This is a genomic window from Bradyrhizobium sp. GCM10028915 (assembly GCF_042666195.1).
Lineage (GTDB): Bacteria > Pseudomonadota > Alphaproteobacteria > Rhizobiales > Xanthobacteraceae > Bradyrhizobium > Bradyrhizobium canariense_D.
Map to the genome: position 1 here is coordinate 155,926 of NZ_JBHTFN010000001.1, position 15,725 is coordinate 171,650.

13 protein-coding genes are annotated in these 15,725 nt (G+C 64.3%); 11 read left to right on the top strand and 2 right to left on the bottom strand.

The features are described 5' to 3' along the window. Positions 1-55: 55 nt before the first annotated feature. Complete coding sequence (locus tag ACFQX9_RS00710; RefSeq protein ID WP_018457093.1) at positions 56-895, bottom strand: formate/nitrite transporter family protein; 840 nt, start codon at positions 893-895, stop codon at positions 56-58. Between the two features lie 675 nt (positions 896-1,570). On the opposite strand from ACFQX9_RS00710, the gene ACFQX9_RS00715 reads away from it, so the two are divergent. From ACFQX9_RS00715 to ACFQX9_RS00765, 11 genes are all read left to right on the top strand, one after another. Then, the gene (locus ACFQX9_RS00715; protein WP_377786055.1) at positions 1,571-2,890 is read left to right on the top strand and encodes an ABC transporter substrate-binding protein; all 1,320 of its coding nucleotides are present in this window, start codon (positions 1,571-1,573) and stop codon (positions 2,888-2,890) included. A gap of 60 nt (positions 2,891-2,950) precedes the next feature. Next, positions 2,951-3,847 carry a nitrate ABC transporter permease gene (ntrB, locus tag ACFQX9_RS00720; protein WP_018457091.1) on the top strand — a complete coding sequence of 299 codons (897 nt, stop codon included), beginning with the start codon at positions 2,951-2,953 and terminating at the stop codon, positions 3,845-3,847. An 11-nt stretch (positions 3,848-3,858) separates the two neighbouring features. Further along, positions 3,859-4,653, top strand: a complete 795-nt coding sequence (locus ACFQX9_RS00725) for an ABC transporter ATP-binding protein (protein ID WP_247363492.1) — start codon at positions 3,859-3,861, stop codon at positions 4,651-4,653. A 338-nt stretch (positions 4,654-4,991) separates the two neighbouring features. Beyond that, entirely contained in the window at positions 4,992-6,371 is a 1,380-nt protein-coding gene (locus ACFQX9_RS00730; RefSeq protein ID WP_018457089.1) for an MFS transporter, read from the top strand. A gap of 119 nt (positions 6,372-6,490) precedes the next feature. Then, positions 6,491-6,919: a globin family protein gene (locus tag ACFQX9_RS00735; protein ID WP_377786058.1), complete on the top strand. Its 429-nt coding sequence runs from the start codon at positions 6,491-6,493 to the stop codon at positions 6,917-6,919. 10 nt (positions 6,920-6,929) lie between these two features. Then, complete coding sequence (locus ACFQX9_RS00740; protein WP_377786060.1) at positions 6,930-8,147, top strand: NAD(P)/FAD-dependent oxidoreductase; 1,218 nt, start codon at positions 6,930-6,932, stop codon at positions 8,145-8,147. A 15-nt stretch (positions 8,148-8,162) separates the two neighbouring features. Continuing rightward, complete coding sequence (locus ACFQX9_RS00745) at positions 8,163-10,868, top strand: molybdopterin-dependent oxidoreductase (protein ID WP_377786062.1); 2,706 nt, start codon at positions 8,163-8,165, stop codon at positions 10,866-10,868. A gap of 233 nt (positions 10,869-11,101) precedes the next feature. Further along, positions 11,102-12,004 (top strand): SMP-30/gluconolactonase/LRE family protein, encoded by a 903-nt coding sequence (locus tag ACFQX9_RS00750; protein ID WP_377786152.1) that lies wholly within the window; start codon positions 11,102-11,104, stop codon positions 12,002-12,004. Positions 12,005-12,049: 45 nt separating this feature from the next. Further along, positions 12,050-12,889, top strand: a complete 840-nt coding sequence (locus ACFQX9_RS00755; RefSeq protein WP_377786064.1) for an aldo/keto reductase — start codon at positions 12,050-12,052, stop codon at positions 12,887-12,889. Between the two features lie 185 nt (positions 12,890-13,074). Further along, entirely contained in the window at positions 13,075-14,016 is a 942-nt protein-coding gene (locus tag ACFQX9_RS00760; RefSeq protein WP_018457082.1) for a DMT family transporter, read from the top strand. Between the two features lie 59 nt (positions 14,017-14,075). Continuing rightward, complete coding sequence (locus ACFQX9_RS00765; protein ID WP_085362271.1) at positions 14,076-15,155, top strand: zinc-binding dehydrogenase; 1,080 nt, start codon at positions 14,076-14,078, stop codon at positions 15,153-15,155. A 4-nt stretch (positions 15,156-15,159) separates the two neighbouring features. Here ACFQX9_RS00765 and ACFQX9_RS00770 read toward each other — a convergent pair whose 3' ends face one another. Next, a complete protein-coding gene (locus tag ACFQX9_RS00770) occupies positions 15,160-15,621 on the bottom strand; it encodes an Lrp/AsnC family transcriptional regulator (RefSeq protein WP_014497003.1) in 462 nt (153 codons plus the stop codon). Between the last annotated feature and the right edge of the window lie 104 nt (positions 15,622-15,725).

Below are 15,725 nucleotides of genomic sequence, written 5' to 3' on the forward strand. Positions count from 1 at the left end.
CACCGGCAAAGGGGAGCCTCACCCTGATCGGGCGAGGCTCTCCTGTCGAGACGTATCAGGCCGCGACGCGGGGCGACGTGGCCTTGCCGGCCTGGCGCTTCGGCTTGGTCATGACGTGCGTGGCGTAGAGGGTCATGCCGGTGAAGGCGAGGCCGCCGACGAGGTTGCCGAGCACCGTCGGGATCTCGTTCCAGATCAGGTAATCCATGATCGAGAATTTTGCGTGCAGCATCAGGCCCGACGGGAACAGGAACATGTTCACGACGGAATGCTCGAACACCATGTAGAAGAACACCAGGATCGGCATCCACATCGCGATGACCTTGCCGGGGACCGAGGTCGAGATCATGGCGCCGACCACGCCGGTCGAGACCATCCAGTTGCAAAGCATGCCGCGCAGGAACAGCGTCGCCATGCCGGCCGCGCCATGCGCAGCGTAGCCCAGCGTTCGGCCTTCGCCGATATTGCCGATCGCGGTGCCGATCTTATCGGGGTCCTGCGTGAAGCCGAAGGTCGTGACGAAAGCCATCATGAAGGCCACGGTGAAGGCGCCGGCGAAGTTGCCGACGAAGACGAGGCCCCAGTTGCGCAAGACGCCACCGATGGTGACGCCGGGGCGCTTGTCGATCAGCGCGAGCGGGGAGAGCACGAACACGCCGGTCAGGAGGTCGAAGCCCAGCAGATACAGCATGACGAAGCCGACCGGGAACAGCAGCGCGCCGATCAGCGGCTGCCCCGTGTTCACGTTGATCGTGACGGCGAACCATGCCGCGAGCGCCAGGATGGCGCCGGCCATGTAGGCGCGGATGATGGTATCCCGGGTGGACATGAAGACTTTGGACTCGCCCGCATCCACCATCTTGGTGACGAATTCCGAAGGCGCGAGATACGACATCGATGGTTCCTTTTGCTTCCTGAGAAAGAGATCTCGCCCTCCTGCGAGAGCGATTGAACGTCACTGCCCGTGCGGGCTGACCTGCCGCGCACGAGGCGATGGAGAGTTGGAAGCCTTTGGGATTGCGTCACGACGACCGAGCCGAGGAGGGCCGCGAAGCAGTTGAGCTTCCGGGATGCAGCCGCCAGCGCCTGCATCAATGCGGCAAAGCCGCAGTCTTCATTGACGTAAATGGAGAAGCAAGTTGCGTGCCGTGTGCTGGGCTCATAAAAAGCAAGCAACATCAATCTGGTAGAGCTTTGGCTGCCCCGGCTTTTGCGCTTGATGCGGCCTTTTGCTTGAGCTGCTGCACAACTGTTGTGCGCCGCACAATTATTGGGCAAGCCGCAAATTTCGCGAGCGGAACGGGCCTGCGACAGACTGGCGCGCTGCCTGTAGCATACTGATCTTTCGAGATTTTCTACGTTGTGGCGCTTGGCACGAAGCTTGAATAGTTCCAGCCCGACGCCATTGAAGCCGTCCCGCGAGACTTCTCATCCGAATTGCCGACGCCACCAGACGGGGGTCTCCCCGCCGCGCGTTCGCATGCGCAGCTTCAGGCGTCGCCGGACCGGATGGGCTGCTCGTGTGCACTGACGCAATCATTCTGCAACGACGCAAAGGACGATATCGCCCATGACCAAGCGCACCCGCCGGCCGTCGGACACTGGCCTCAGCCGCCGTCAATTGTTGAAGGCCGCCGGCTCGACCGCCGCACTCCTGGCCGCCGTAAAACTCAATTTCCCCGCTGGCGCCTTCGCGCAGGACGCCGGCCCCGAGGTCAAGGGTGCCAAGCTCGGCTTCATCGCGCTGAGCGATGCCGGCCCCTTGTTCGTCGCCAAGGACAAGGGCCTGTTCGCCAAATACGGCATGCCTGACACCGACGTGCAGAAGCAGGCCTCCTGGGGCACCACGCGGGACAATCTCGTGCTCGGCTCAGAAGGCAACGGCATCGACGGTGCGCACATCCTCACCCCGATGCCGTATCTGATCTCGGCCGGCAAGGTGACGCAGAACAATCAGCCGACGCCGATGTACATCCTGGCGCGGCTCAATCTCGACAGCCAGTGCATCTCCGTCGCCAACGAATATGCCGACCTGAAGCTCGGCGTCGACGCCACGCCCTTCAAGGCGGCGCTGGAGAAGAAGAAGGCCTCAGGCAAGGCCGTGAAGGCCGCGATGACCTTCCCCGGCGGCACGCATGACCTCTGGATCCGTTACTGGCTCGCCGCCGGCGGGATCGATCCCGACAAGGACATCGAGACCATCGTGGTGCCGCCGCCGCAGATGGTGGCCAACATGAAGGTCGGCACCATGGATTGCTTCTGCGTCGGCGAGCCCTGGAATCTGCAATTGATCCATCAGAACATCGGCTACACCGCCATCAACACCGGCGAACTCTGGAACAAGCATCCGGAAAAATCCTTCGGCATGCGCGCCGCCTTCGTCGATAAATATCCAAAGGCCTCGAAGGCGCTGCTGATGGCGGTGATGGAAGCGCAGCAATGGTCGGACAAGGCCGAGAACAAGGCCGAGCTTGCCGCCATCATGGGCAAGCGGCAGTGGATGAACTGCCCCGTCGAAGACGTGCTCGACCGCACCGCTGGCAAGTTCGACTACGGCATCCCGGGCAAGGTGGTCGAGAACTCCCCGCACATCATGAAGTATTGGCGCGACTTCGCCTCCTATCCGTTCCAGAGCCACGACCTCTGGTTCCTCACGGAGGACATCCGCTGGGGCAAGTACGAGGCGAATTTCGACACCGAGGCGCTGATCGCCAAGGTCAACCGCGAGGACATGTGGCGCGATGCGGCCAAGACGCTCGGCGTCGCAAGTGCGGAGATCCCGGCCTCTACGTCGCGCGGCAAGGAGACCTTCTTCGACGGCAAGGTGTTCGATCCGGAAAATCCCGCTGCCTATCTGAAGTCGCTCGCGATCAAGCGCGTCGAAGTCTGATGGAGCCAGCGGCCGCCTCCGGGCGGCCGCATCGTCTTTTGCAGCCGGAGAGATATTGCGATGAAGATGCCCGCCACGAAGATCGAGGTTGAGACCGCGAAGCCTGCGAGCGCTGCCGCGCCGGTCGTCGCGATGACACCGAAGCGGCCGCCGCGATCGGAGACTTACGCGCGGATGGCGCGGGAGACCGCCGTGCGCGTCATCCCGCCGCTCGTCGTGGTCGCGTTGCTCATGCTGATATGGGAGCTGGTCTGCCGTCGCGCCGGCTCGGCGCTGCCGCCGCCGTCAAAAGTCTTCAAGGACACCAAGGAGCTGATCCTCGATCCGTTCTTCGACCATGGCGGCATCGACAAGGGTCTGTTCTGGCATCTCTCCGCCAGTCTCCAGCGCGTCGCGCTCGGCTATTCGCTCTCCGCCATCGCCGGCATCGCGCTCGGCGTCCTGGTCGGCCAGTCGGTCTGGGCCATGCGCGGGCTCGATCCGCTGTTCCAGGTCTTGCGCACGATCCCACCGCTGGCCTGGCTGCCGCTTTCGCTCGCGGCCTTCCGTGACGGCCAGCCGTCGGCGATCTTCGTCATCTTCATTACCTCGGTCTGGCCGATCATCATCAACACCGCGGTCGGCATCCGCAACATTCCGCAGGACTATCGCAACGTCGCCGCAGTGGTGCAGCTCAACCCGCTCGAGTTCTTTGCCAAGATCATGATCCCTGCCGCCGCGCCCTACATCTTCACGGGACTTCGCATCGGCATCGGCCTGTCATGGCTCGCGATCGTCGCCGCGGAAATGCTGATCGGCGGCGTCGGCATCGGCTTCTTCATCTGGGACGCCTGGAACTCCTCGCATATCAGCGAAATCATCCTGGCGCTGTTCTATGTCGGCATCATCGGCTTCGTGCTCGACCGCCTGATCGCGGGCGCCGGCAAGATCGTCACCCGCGGCACCGCGCTGAATTAAAGGGGAAGCACATGACCGCTTATCTGAAGCTCGACCATATCGACAAGATTTTCACCCGCGGCGCAGCCTCCACGGAGGTGCTGAAGGATATCAATCTCACCATCGACAAGGGCGAATACGTCTCGATCATCGGCCATTCCGGTTGCGGCAAGTCGACCCTGCTCAACATCATCGCAGGCCTGACCAACGCCACCATGGGCGGCGTGCTGCTCGAGAACCGCGAGGTGAACTCGCCGGGACCGGATCGCGCGGTGGTGTTCCAGAACCACAGCCTGTTGCCATGGCTGACCGTGTACGAGAACGTCCGGCTCGGCGTCGACAAGGTCTTCGCCAAGACCAAGAAGCGCTCCGAACGCGACGCCTGGGTCATGCACAATCTCAACCTCGTGCAGATGGCCCATGCCAAGGACAAGCGGCCCTCGGAAATCTCCGGCGGCATGAAGCAACGCGTCGGCATTGCCCGCGCGCTTGCCATGGAGCCGAAAGTATTGCTGCTCGACGAGCCTTTCGGCGCGCTCGACGCACTGACCCGCGCGCATTTGCAGGATTCGGTGATGGCGCTGCATCAGAAGCTCGGCAACACCATTCTGATGATCACCCACGACGTCGACGAGGCGGTGCTGCTGTCCGATCGCATCGTCATGATGACAAATGGGCCGAGCGCGCGCATCGGCGAGGTGCTGGAGGTGCCGCTGGCGCGGCCGCGCAAGCGGCTCGAACTCGCGACCAACGTCACTTACCTGAAGTGCCGGCAGCGCGTGCTCGAATTCCTCTATGAGCGTCATCGCTTCGTCGAAGCCGCGTAGGCGCGTCACCAACAGATGCTCACGCAACGCCTAATTTTGAATCATCAAGCTCAATCCTTGTGCGGCGCACAGGGATTGAGCGAATCGCAAAATTTGCGTGCGAAATAGTGCTGCAAGAATTTGGGGCACGACGAACAAGCTCCTGAATTTCCTGCGTTTCCGGAATGCGCGCAGTTGGCACGGAAATTGAAACACCGGCCGCGACGCCAACGACGACGTCCCTCAACATCATCAATCAGCATCGTGAACTCGCCACCGGGGCTTGGCCTCGGCGCGCGCCTCCGTGGCCGGAGGCTGAGCCTGCAACGACGCAGCGGTGAGGCAAGAAGGGATACTCAATGACGAAGAATCCAACCTGGATTTCAGACTGGCGCCCCGAAGATGAGGCGTTCTGGAATGCGACTGGCAAGACTATCGCGCGACGCAACCTGATCTGGTCGATCGTGGCCGAACATATCGGCTTCTCGGTCTGGCTGATCTGGAGCATCGTCACCACCAAGCTGCCGCAGGCGGGCTTCCACTACACCACCGACCAGCTGTTCCAGCTCGTCGCGGTGCCCGGGCTGATCGGCGCGTTGATGCGCTTTCCCTACACCTTCGCGGTGACGACCTTCGGCGGGCGCAACTGGACCATCTTCAGCGCGGCGATCCTGCTCATTCCGACGCTTTCGCTGGCCTATTTCGTCGGCCAGCCCGACACGCCGTTCTGGCTGATGCTGCTGATTGCCTCGACCGCCGGTCTCGGCGGCGGCAATTTTGCCTCCAGCATGACGAACATCTCGTTCTTCTTCCCCGACCGGATGAAGGGGTGGGCGCTCGGACTGAATGCGGCCGGCGGCAATATCGGCGTCTCCAGCGTGCAGCTCCTGACCCCGATCCTGATGACGCTCGCCGTCATCAACCTGTTCCAGGCATCGCCCGTCGACGGCGTCTTCCTCCAGAACGCCGGCCTGATGTGGGTGCTGCCGATCGCGATCGCGGTGTTCGGCGCAGTGTTCTTCATGAACAACCTGACCACGGCCAAGTCGTCGATCAAGAACCAGCTCGCCGTGGTCAGGCGCAAGCACACCTGGATCATGGCGTATCTCTATATCGGCACGTTCGGCTCCTTCATCGGCTACTCGGCTGCATTTCCGCTGTTGATCAAGACCCAGTTCCCGCAAGTCACCATTGCGATCGCGTTCCTGGGGCCGCTGGTCGGCTCGCTGTCGCGGCCGCTCGGCGGCTGGCTTGCCGACAGGATCGGCGGCTCGGTGATCACGTTCTGGAATTTCATCGTGATGGCAGGCGCGACGATCGGCGTGCTCTACTTCGTCGGGCACAAGGATTTCATCGGCTTTCTGTCGATGTTCCTGGTCCTGTTCGTGACGACGGGCATCGGCAACGGCTCGACCTACCGCATGATCCCCTCGATCTTCCGCGAGCAGAACTTGTTCAGGGTGCGCGGCAAGGGCGATGCGGAGCGCGCGGTCGCCTTGAAGACGGCGAGCATCGAGAGCGGTGCTGCGGTCGGCTTCATCGGCGCGGTCGGCGCCGTTGGCGGCTATCTGATCCCGACCGGGTTCGGCAAGTCGATCGCGCTGACCGGCGGGCCGCAGCTCGCGCTCGCGATCTATCTCGGCTTCTACGCCTCCTGCCTCGCGCTGACCTGGTGGTTCTATCTGCGTCGCAGCCCGCAGGGCGAAGGCGCGTCAAGCCTCGCCGGCGCGCGTGTCTAATACTTGGTACGAATCTCGCTTCTCCCCATACGCGGGGAGAAGCATTGCCCGACAGTTTGACAATGAACCTGGTTCGCAATGGCGCGCACCAAGGCAAACCCAACAGGCAGGAGAACATCATGACGCCGGAACAGATCACCCTCGTGCAGCAGAGCTTTGCCAAGGTCGCGCCGATTTCCGCGCAGGCCGCGGTGCTGTTCTACGATCGCCTGTTCGAGGTGGCGCCATCCGTGCGCGCGATGTTCCCCGAGGACATGACCGAGCAGCGCAAGAAGCTGATGGGCATGCTCGCCGCCGTCGTCGGCGGTCTGTCGAATCTGGACTCGATTCTTCCGGCGGCCTCCGCGCTTGCGAAGCGTCACGTCGGCTACGGCGCCAAGGCCGAGCACTACCCCGTGGTCGGCGCGACCTTGCTGTGGACCCTGGAGAAGGGCCTTGGCGAGGCCTGGACGCCCGAACTCGCTACCGTCTGGACCGACGCCTACGGCGTGTTGTCCGGCTACATGATGTCCGAGGCCTACGGCGCACAGTCGCAGGCCGCTGAATAGGAGATGCGTTGTGAGTGAACCGCTGGTCATTGTCGGAAACGGTATGGCGGCCGCGCGTCTGGTCGACGAGCTCGCCAAGACCGCACTCGGCCGCTACGCGGTCGCCGTCATCGGCGAAGAGCCGCGGCTCGCTTACAACCGTGTTCTGCTCTCCTCCGTGCTGGCCGGCGAGACCGGCTCGCACGAGATCGAGCTCCGACCCGCCGACTGGTGGCGCCATCGCGGTGTCACGGTGCGCTACGGCTATCGGGTCACCGAGATCGACACCGGCCGACGCGAGCTCAAGATCGAAGGCGAAGAGAGCATGGAATATTCCAAGCTCGTGCTCGCCGTCGGCTCGACGCCGCTACGGCTCAACGTGCCCGGCGCCGATCTCGCCGGCGCGCACACCTTTCGCGATACCCGCGACGTCGACCTGCTGCTGACGCTCGCGGCCGCCCGGAAGCGCGTCGTCGTGGTCGGCGGTGGTCTGCTCGGACTCGAAGCGGCCTACGGCCTCGCCAAGGCCGGAGCGCCGGTGACGCTGCTGCACCTGATGGACCGGCTGATGGAGCGCCAGCTCGATGCCTCCGCCGCGGACCTGCTCAAGACACTGGTCGAGCGCAAGGGCATTCGTATCCTGCTCAATGCATCCACAGCGCGCATCCACGGCGAAGGTCATGTCCAAGCGGTCGAGCTTGCCGACGGCAGCCGCATCGAGGCCGATGCGGTGATCTTCGCCGCCGGCATCAGGCCCAACATTGCGCTCGCAAAGGACGCCGGCATCGCAGTCAACCGCGGCATCGTCGTCAACGACGAGATGCAGACGGCGTCACCCGATATCTACGCGCTTGGCGAATGCGCCGAGCATCGCGGCACCTGCTACGGCCTCGTCGAGCCTGCCTACGAGCAGGCGCGCGTGCTGGCGCGGCATCTCGCGGGCCGTCCCGCGGCCTATCAGGGCAGCGTGGTCTCGACCAATCTGAAGGTGTCGGGCGTCAGCGTATTCTCCGCGGGCGACTTCATGGGCGGGGAGGGCAGCGAGAGCCTCGTGCTGTCAGACCGCAGGCGCGGCACCTACAAGAAGCTCGTCATCTCCGACGGCCGGCTCACCGGCGCGGTGCTGATCGGCGATACCGTCGATGCGCTCTGGTATCTCGAGCTGATCCGCAATCGTGACAAGGTGGCGGCGATCCGCACCGACATGATGTTCGGCCGCGCGCTTGCGCGTCCCTCCAAAGCGGCTTGATTGAGGCGGCTCGATATGACGGCGATCGATCCCACGCTCCGCGCTACCAAAACGACCTGTCCGTATTGCGGCGTCGGCTGCGGCGTGCTGGCGACGCCAGACGGCAAGGGCGGCGCGGCGATCGCGGGCGATCCCGATCATCCTGCCAATTTCGGCCGGCTGTGCTCCAAGGGCTCGGCGCTCGGCGAGACGGTCGGGCTCGAAAGCCGGCTGCTCTATCCGATGATCCGCTGCAAGGGCGTGCTCGAACGCGTCGCCTGGAGCGATGCGCTCGATCACGTCGCCCACCGCATGCAGCACATCGTCGCGCGCGACGGCGCCGACGCGGTCGCATTCTATCTCTCGGGCCAGCTGCTGACCGAGGACTATTACGTCGCCAACAAGCTGATGAAGGGCTTTGTCGGCACTGCGAACGTCGACACCAATTCGCGGCTCTGCATGTCGTCATCGGTCGCCGGTCACCGCCGCGCCTTCGGCGCCGACACTGTGCCCGGCTGCTACGAGGATCTCGACCAAGCCGATCTTCTGGTGTTCGTCGGCTCGAATGCCGCCTGGTGCCATCCCGTGCTGTTCCAGCGCATGCTGAAGAACCGGCAGGAGCGCGGCGCGCGCATGATCGTGATCGATCCGCGCCGCACCGACACCGCGACCGACGTCGATCTGTTCCTCGGCCTCAAGCCCGGCACCGACACGGCGTTGTTCTCCGGCCTGTTCGTTCACCTCGCCGACAATGGTGCCCTGGATCAGGACTACATCGGGCAAAACACGTCGGGCTTTGACGACGCGCTGGCGCGCGCACGCAGCATCGCCGGCAGCATCACCGCGACCGCACTGGCGACCGGCCTCTCCGAGCGGGACGTTGCCACCTTCTTCAAGATGTTCCGTGACACGCCCCGCGTCGTCACGCTGTACTCGCAGGGTGTCAATCAGTCGGCGCAGGGCACCGACAAGGTCAACGCGATCCTGAACTGCCATCTCGCCACGGGGCGCATCGGCAAGCCCGGTGCCTCGCCGTTCTCGCTCACCGGCCAGCCCAACGCGATGGGCGGCCGCGAGGTCGGCGGCCTCGCCAACCAGCTCGCCGCACACATGAACTTCACGCCGCCGGACATCGATCGCGTGCGGCGGTTCTGGAAGGCGCCGCGTATCGCGACCCATGAAGGGTTGAAGGCGGTGCAGCTGTTCGAAGCCATCAACCGCGGCGAGGTTAAGGCGCTGTGGGTGATGGGCACCAACCCCGCAGTGTCGCTGCCCGACGCGGACTTCGTGCGCGAGGCGCTGAAGAAGCTCGAGCTGTTCGTGGTCTCCGAGAACGTGCTCTCCAACGACACGGTCGATGCTGGCCCGCACGTGCTGCTGCCCGCGCTCGCCTGGGGCGAGAAGTCGGGCACCGTGACCAATTCCGAGCGCCGGATCTCGCGCCAGCGCTCGTTCCTGCCGGCGCCCGGCGAGGCGCGGCCGGACTGGTGGATCCTGAGCGAAACCGCAAAACGCCTCGGCTTCGGCGACAGTTTTAATTACAAATCCGCAGCCGACATCTTTCGGGAGCACGCCGCGCTCTCGGCGTTCGAGAACGAAGGCAGCCGCGACTTCGATATCGGCGCGCTGACCTCGCTGTCCGACGAGGGCTTCGACGCGTTGAAGCCCGTGCAGTGGCCCGCGCGCGAAGGCCAGGCGCCCGGCGAGCGCTTCTTCGCGGCCGGCGGGTTCTTCACCAATGACGGCAAGGGCCGCTTCGTCGCGCCGGAGGTGCCGGCGCTGCGCGGCGAGACCGGGCCGTCGCGGCCGCTGCGGCTCAACACCGGGCGCATCCGCGACCAGTGGCACACCATGACGCGCACGGGCCTCAGCCAGCGGCTCGGCGCGCATCTGCCCGAGCCGTTCGTCGAGATTCATCCCGATGACGCCGGCAGATACAACATCGTCCACGACGGCTATGCCCGCATCACCACCGACTACGGCCAGTGCACCCTCAAGGTCGTCGTCAGCGACCGCCAGCAGCGCGGCACGCTGTTCGCGCCGATCCACTGGAGTGCGATGAACGCCTCGCACGGTCGCGTCGGGGCGCTGGTCGCACCGTTCACCGATCCGTTCTCGGGGCAGCCGGAGTCCAAGGCGACACCAGCCGCGATCGTGCCTTATGAATACGTCTTCCGCGGCTTTGCGTTGTCGCGCAAGCAGCTGGAGCTGCCGCCGAACCTGATGTGGACCCGCGTCACTGTTACCGGCGGCTTCGGCTACCTCTTCGCCGACAATGCGGACCTGTCGCGCTGGCCGGCCTGGCTCGGTGGCGTTGCCGGCGAGGACGTCGCCGACTATCGCGACCTCGGCGGCGGCGTTTATCGCGCGGCCTCGTTTGCCGGCGACCGCATCGAAACCTGCCTGTTCGTCGGCCCCGCGCATGATGCCGGGGACTGGGAGGTGGTGAAGAGCCTGTTCGTGGCCGACCACGTCACCGATGAGCAGCGGCGCATGCTGCTGTCCGGCAAGTCGAGCGAGGGCGCGGCTTCGACCGGTCCTGTCGTCTGTGCCTGCTTCGGCGTCGGCCGCGGCACCATCTGCGACACCATCGCCGCAGGCGCGCGCACAGCCGCCGAGATCGGCGCAAAGCTCAAGGCCGGCACCAATTGCGGCTCCTGCATCCCCGAGCTGAAGCGCCTGATCGCGACAACGGAGGTGGCTCCGGCGATGCGGGCGAAGGTCGCGGGCGCTGCCGGGTAGCCGCGACTTTCTCGGTCGCCGCTGCATGCTCCGCCGTCATCGCCGGGCTTGACCGGGCGATCCAGTACGCCGAGACGCCTGTGATCAAGCGCTAAGGCCACTGCGTACTGGATTCCCTGCTTTCGCGGGGAATGACAGCGAGGGCGGGGCGCTATGCTTCGGCCCAATCGACGCACGCCTCATTGTGCCCTATGGTGCCGCGCTCTCGCCCTCAACACGCAAAAACAACAATGATGTACCTGGAAACGCCGCCGCGCCTGATCGAGACCAGACTCTTTTCCGCCATGCCCGACAAATTCCGCCGCAAGGGCGAGCGCACCGATTGGGCCGATGCCAACCGGCCCGGTGTGCCGACGGATTCCTTCATCGAAGGGCCGTCGTTCGACAAGGATGGCAATCTCTACATCGTCGACATTCCCTTCGGCCGCATCTTCCGCATTGCGCCTGACGGCGAGTGGTCGCTGGCGATTGAATATGAGGGCTGGCCGAACGGACTGAAGATTGCGGCGGACGGCCGCATCCTGGTCGCCGACTACAGGCACGGCATCATGGAGTTCGACGCCAGGGCAGGGCGCATTGCGCCGGTGCTGACCTCGCGCAACTCGGAGTCTTTCCGGGGCTGCAACGATCTGCATCTCGCGTCCAACGGCGACATCTATTTCACCGACCAGGGACAGACCGGCCTGCATGACCCCAGCGGCCGCGTCTATCGCCTGACGCAAAGCGGCCGGCTCGATTGCCTGATCGACACTGGTATCAGCCCAAATGGCCTGGTGATCGATCCAACCGAGACCGTGCTGTTCGTCGCGATGACGCGCGACAACGCGGTGTGGCGGCTGCCGTTCATGAAGGACGGCAGCGTGTCGAAGGTTGGCCGCTTCTGCTCGCTGTTCGGCACCAGCGGCCCTGATGGCATGACAATGGATGCCAAGGGCCGCCTGTTCGTCGGTCACGCCTCACTCGGCCATGTCTTCGTGTTCGCGCCCAACGGCGAATTGATTGCGCGGGTCAAGTCGTGTGCAGGTCCGAATTGCACCAATGTCGCCATTGGTGGCGCGAAGAAGGATCGGCTCTACATCACGGAGTCGGCAACCGGTAGCGGATTGGTCGCTGACATCGGCGTATTGAACTCTTGAGCGCGACGGCGGTTGCCTCAGCGAACGAGTGGTATCGGAGCAAATATGAACACGAAACCCTTCGGCAAAACGGGTGCCAGCGTCTCCGTCATCGGGCAGGGCACATGGTATCTCGACCATGGCGATCGCAAGCGCGCGATCGCGGCGCTTCAGCGCGGGCTCGACCTCGGCATGACCCACATCGATACCGCCGAGATGTATGGCGATGCCGAACTCGTCATTGCGGATGCGATCGCGGGCCGACGCGACGAGGTTTACTTGGTGTCAAAGGTGCTGCCGAGCAACGCCTCGCGCCGCGGAACCATCACCGCCTGTGAGCGCTCGCTGAAGCGGCTGAAAACCGATCGGCTCGACTGCTATCTGCTGCATTGGCGCGGCTCGTATCCGCTGGAGGATACCGTCGCCGCATTCGAGGAACTGGTGAAGGCCGGCAAGATCAAATCCTGGGGCGTCTCCAATTTCGATGCCGATGATCTCGACGAGATCCTCGACGCCGCCGGCGAACACCGCATCGCCTGCAATCAGGTACTCTATCATCTGAAGGAACGCGCGATCGAGCACGCGGTGATCCCGTGGTGCGAACGGCATGGTGTCGCTGTGGTCGCCTATTCGCCATTCGGCCACGATGATTTCCCTGCAAGCAACAGCAAGGGCGGCGCGGTGCTGGCGCGCATCGCGGAGGCGCGTCGCGCGACGCCGCGCCAGGTCGCACTGAGCTTCCTCACCCGTGCAACTACGGTGTTCGCGATCCCGAAGGCGTCGTCCGCGGAACATGCCGGCGACAATGCTGCGGCCGGCGATCTGGTGCTGACGAAATACGAGATCGCGGCGCTCGATGCGGCGTTTCCGCGCGGTCCGAAGCCGCGCGGCCTGCCCATGCTGTAGTGCACAAACGCCCGTTATTAATGGAGTCTTGACGTGCGCGGACGTGAGCGCATATCGGCATCCTGTTTTCGGAAGTTGTGAAAGCGGCGCAATTATCGTTTTTTACGATCATTCCCGATTCGCATTCCTAGGTTCCAGCCGTGACCCCGCCGCCCGCCGCAGCCGCAAGGCTCGACAGTATTCCCATGCCCATGCCGGAAAAGAAGCCGCAGGCGCGACGGGCGCCGGCGCGCGTCGATCACCCGTTCAAAGGCATCGCGCTGGTGCTGCTGTCGACGATCTTTCTCGGCTGCTCCGATGTTACCGCGAAATATCTGTCGTCGAGCCTGCCGTCGATCGAGATCACCTGGATCCGCTTCGTGACGTTTGCGCTGATGTTCACGCCGGTGATGCTGCCGGGCTCGCCGCTCCATGCGATGCGCACCGAGCGCCTCGGCCTGCAGTTGATGCGCGGCGCGGCATTGCTCGGCTCTTCGCTGTTCTTCATCACCGGCCTGAGCTTCCTGCCGATCGCAGAAGCGTCCGCGACCGGCTTCGTCTCGCCGCTGTTCGTCACCGCGCTCTCGATCGTCTTCCTGAGCGAGAAGGTCGGCATGCGCCGTTGGATCGCGACCGCGATCGGCCTGACCGGCGTGCTGATCATCCTGCGCCCGGGCTCCAGCGCGTTTCACGCCGCCGCCTTCTTCCCGATCGTCTCGGCGTTCTGCTGGGCCGCGGCGCTGATCCTGACGCGCATGATGAGCGGGCGTGAAGCCGTCCTCACCACGATGGCCTATTCGGCGCTGACGGGCGTTGCGATCCTCTCCCTGATGGTACCGTTCGTCTGGGTCACGCCGACCTGGACGGCGATCGGGCTTGGCATCGTGATCGGCGTCGCCTCCACCGTCGGCCAGTGGATCATCGTGCTGGCCTATCGCTACGGCGATGCCTCGGTACTGGCGCCGTTCTCCTACACGCAGTTGCTGTGGGTGAGCATCCTCGGCTTCTTCCTGTTCGGCGAAGTGCCTGATGTCTGGACCGTCACCGGTGCGGCCTTCATCGTCGCCAGCGGCCTCTACATCGCCCATCGCGAGCGCATCCGCCGCGCCCAGCTCCTGATCCTGGAAGAGCGTTCCCCGAACCCCTGACGCAAGATCGCGCGTCCGCTTCGTGCTATCGACGGCTCCAACAAGACGGGAGGAGCCGGATGCGCGCTGCGATTTTCAGGAACGGTGAGATTGTCGTCGACCGGATGGCCGAGCCAAAGCCCGGCCCCGGCCAGGTGCTGGTCAAGACGCTCGCCTGCGGCATCTGCGGCTCCGATCTGCACGCGCGCCAGCACGCCCACCGCATGGTGGAGATGGCGCGAAAGACCGGCCGCAAGCCGATGGATCTCGCCCGCGACGTCGTGTTCGGCCACGAGTTCTGCTGCGAGATCGTCGACTTCGGCCCGGGGACCGTGCGCAAGCTCAAGTCGTGCACGCGCGTCTGCTCGCTGCCAGCCCTCGTAACGCCGCAGGGCATCGAAGGCATCGGTTACTCCAACGACAATATTGGCGGCTATGCCGAGGCGATGCTGCTGAGCGAAGCGCTGCTGCTCGAGGTGCCCAACGGTCTCGCGCCGGAGCATGCCGCGCTCACCGAACCGCTCGCGGTCGGCGTTCACGCGGTCGCCAAGGCCAACATCCGAGGCGGCGAAGTGCCGCTCGTGATCGGCTGCGGCCCGGTCGGGCTCGCGGTGATTGCGGCGCTAAAGCTCAAGGGCCTGCATCCGATCGTCGCCGCCGACTATTCGCCGGCGCGGCGCGCGCTTGCGGCAAAGCTCGGCGCCGATGTCGTCGTGGATCCACGGGTGTCGCAGCCCTATCTGACCTGGGCCGAGCATGCGCAGATGTCGGAGGCGGAGAAGGCCGCGCGGCCGCCGTTGCAGGCGATGCTGCCCGCCCTCAAACCCGCGATCATCTTCGAATGCGTTGGCGTGCCCGGTCTCTTGCAGCAGGTGTTCGAGGGCGCTCCGCGCGATGCGAGGATCGTCGTGGTCGGCGTCTGCATGGAGACCGACAGGAGCGAGCCCATGCTCGGCATCATGAAGGAGCTCAACGTCCAGTATGTGCTCGGCTACACGCCGGACGAATTCGCGGCGTCACTGCGCCTGATCGCGGAGGGGCAGGTGGATGCGGCGGCAATGGTGACGGCGGAAGTCGGCATCGACGGTGTCGCAAAGGCTTTCGCAGATCTCGCCAACCCTGAGGCTCACACCAAGATCATCGTGCAGCCGTGGCGGTGATGCCTTACACCGGCAGCGCGATCGAATATTTCACCTGGCTGAGCGCAAAGCTGGACTCGATCGAGGCGATGCCGTCGAGCCGGGTCAGCTTGGTCTTCAGGAAAGTCTCGTAGGAGGCGAGGTCGGCGGCGACCACGCGCAAGAGATAGTCGCGATTGCCGGTCATCAGATAGCATTCCAGCACCTCGTCCCATTTCGAGATCGCGCGCGCGAAGCGGTTGAGGTCCTCCTCCTTCTGCCGGGCCAGCTTGATCGAGATGAAGACGCTGACATGCAGCCCCAGCGCCTTCTGGTCCACGGTCGCGATGTAGCGCGAGATGACGCCGCGTTCCTCGAGCAGCTTGACCCGGCGATGACAGGGCGACACCGACAGCCCGACCTTGTCGGCCAGTTCCTGCATGGTCAGTCGGCTGTCGTTCTGGAGCAGAGCGAGGATTTTTCGGTCAATGGCGTCGAGGTCAGGCATTGGGATGGACCTGTCGTTTTTGTCGGCTGATTGGTAAGCTATCCCAATATTGGCTGGTATTGCGCGAAAAATTGAGAAGTTTGGCGCTTCCTGCAGGGGTATCA